Annotated in this window: 4 protein-coding genes; all 4 read right to left on the bottom strand. The window is 54.1% G+C overall.

The features are described 5' to 3' along the window. On the bottom strand, positions 1-499 hold a 499-nt coding region (locus ACUVQO_RS21935; RefSeq protein ID WP_445927948.1), incomplete at its 3' end, for a HEAT repeat domain-containing protein. 266 nt (positions 500-765) lie between these two features. Then, positions 766-1,008: a phycobilisome linker polypeptide gene (locus tag ACUVQO_RS21930; RefSeq protein WP_445927947.1), complete on the bottom strand. Its 243-nt coding sequence runs from the start codon at positions 1,006-1,008 to the stop codon at positions 766-768. Positions 1,009-1,050: 42 nt separating this feature from the next. Then, a complete protein-coding gene (locus tag ACUVQO_RS21925; RefSeq protein ID WP_445927946.1) occupies positions 1,051-1,920 on the bottom strand; it encodes a phycobilisome rod-core linker polypeptide in 870 nt (289 codons plus the stop codon). 151 nt (positions 1,921-2,071) lie between these two features. Further along, positions 2,072-2,218: a phycobilisome linker polypeptide gene (locus ACUVQO_RS21920; RefSeq protein WP_445927949.1), complete on the bottom strand. Its 147-nt coding sequence runs from the start codon at positions 2,216-2,218 to the stop codon at positions 2,072-2,074. Between the last annotated feature and the right edge of the window lie 5 nt (positions 2,219-2,223).

Below are 2,223 nucleotides of genomic sequence, written 5' to 3'. Positions count from 1 at the left end.
CGATCGCGCCTAAGGCTCCCAAGGCTTCAATGATCGCGTCGTAGGGCTGAGCCAGTCGGGGACTGCCAGGACGGGGTTGGGCAGCGGTTAATCCTCCAGCTAAGAGTTGAATTAAGTGGGGCACACAAGTGCGATCGCCCAGGTGTCCCAACGATTGAGCGGCCGCTTCCCGAACATAAAAATCGGAACAGGTCAGACACTCGATTAAGGCCGGTACAGCACGGTGATCACCCAATTTACCCAGCGCTCTGGCGGCGTTGCGGCGCAGGGGATACCCCCCGTCGGGCGTGCGATCAGCCTCATCAAGTAACGCCGCGAGCAGAGCCTCGATCGCGGCGGGAGTGCGAACTCGAAAGCGACCAAGCCACCAGGCCGCATAATAGCGCAGACCGGGATCCTCTCCCTGCAGATTGGCGATCGCCTGGTCAATCGTTAACGGCTGATCTCCCACAGGGGTGGGTGGGTGGGCATCCAATTCATCAAAACTCGCGTCTTGCATGGGTCGTCACGCACTCAATGGATCTCGTTTAATTTTGCATTGTCTTTAGCCCTGGACTAATCCAACTACCCAGTTAGTGGTCAGTGGTCAGCGCGGTTCGTTCACTGCCCTCATGGCGATCACCTCAACGGGTTGAATCCATGGCTTTTCAGTATAGCATCAGCCAAAAGGGGCGACGCTGGGGAAGGGGTCGAGATAATAGTTAGATTCCCTCCCATGCATCACCCCTCGGTTGAATCATTCAACAGATGATTCGAACTCGATTCCTAACCTTCTGCAGGAGACGCTTTTGGTGCTTTCGCCGCCGCCACAGCTTCAGCCGTCCAGGGACGGATGTTAACGATCCGGCCACCCATCCGGGTAATCCGCTGCATCTCTTCATTCATCCGGTTGTAGGGAACCGTAATCAGTGTGGTTGCACTGGAACGGATAGCATAGTCGGCGTTGTCGGTGGCATCGCTTTGCCGGAGACCCTCGACTTCGTATTGAAAGTAGCGCTCACCCAACATTGTGTTTCACCTCGCTAGTAGTCGTGGAATGGAATCGGTCACTTACAGGGGAGTAATGCTGGCAATTTTGCCGCCTTCCCGTTGCACCCGTTGCATGTGCTCCGACAGTTGTTCATAAGGAATGATCACAGCTTTGTTGCTGCGACGTACGCGAGGATAGCCAGGGCCAGCAATGCCAGCCACTTCCACCCGGTACAGACGGCGATCGCCGAAGATCCTCGATCCTTTGAAAGCGCTATTGACGGGGGTGCCTTTGGCAGAAGGACGATAGCCATAGCCCGTGCTGCCGGAAGCCACCACAGCCGAGGCGCTGTTGCGGCCTAGTTCTGTGGCTAATCGGGGAGTACTGCCGCCAAACTGAGACCGATCGCTAGTAGCATAGCCGCGATACAACTGGAACAGGCGGGTGAAACCAACGGTTCTCTGGCCAGCACCAGAGCCTTTGGTTTCTAAATCACGGTAGTAGGGCACGATGTTTTCCCCAAAGTTTTGCTGATATTCGGGGGAATCGATGTAGGAGTCGATGTCTGCGTCATACCCTTTGTTCTGGTACAAATCCAGATGATAGATGATTTCCGACTCATCGTAGGGTGCTCGCCCTAACAGGTGCTTGCAGTTGAGTTCGATCGTGCGGCTCTGGAAGTTGTTGTAGAAAAACTTATGCTTGTACAGTTCCGACTTGGCTACCGCGCGGACAAAGTCTTGCACGGAACTGATCCGATTTCTCAGCAGAGATTCAGCCCCTACCAGACGCTCGGATTGCATCAAATAATCGTTCCCCAACAGTTGACGGTACACCGCACGAATCACGGCTTCAATGTCATCCTGACTGGCGTTTGGGCGCAATTCTACCGGCGCAGCGTTGCTAAAGGCGGATGTTCCCAATCGGGAGGCTGCTGTCGTAATAGCCACCTGCAAATTCTCCTTAAATCGTGACTGATAATGATCGATGAATTCCCCAGTATCAATGACCAGGGACTCATACACAAGTTTTATAGATTTCTATGGAACAACGAGTAAAGTAATGCCATCGCATCACTTTACTCATGTTTAGGATCAGCGTTTATACCGGAGCCACGCTAATCACTTTGCGGCCAGCCCGGTTGAGTTGTTGCAATCGGCTGGAGAGTTGATCGTAAGGCACTACGGCTTCCGATGCGCCCTGACGCACTACTGTGGAACTGGGAGAAGCCGCTTGTAAGTACCGCACCCGGT

It is taken from the genome of Leptodesmis sp. (genome assembly GCF_052746595.1).
Note: the sequence above shows the minus strand (reverse complement) of the source record. Positions and strands in the feature narration are given on the sequence as shown.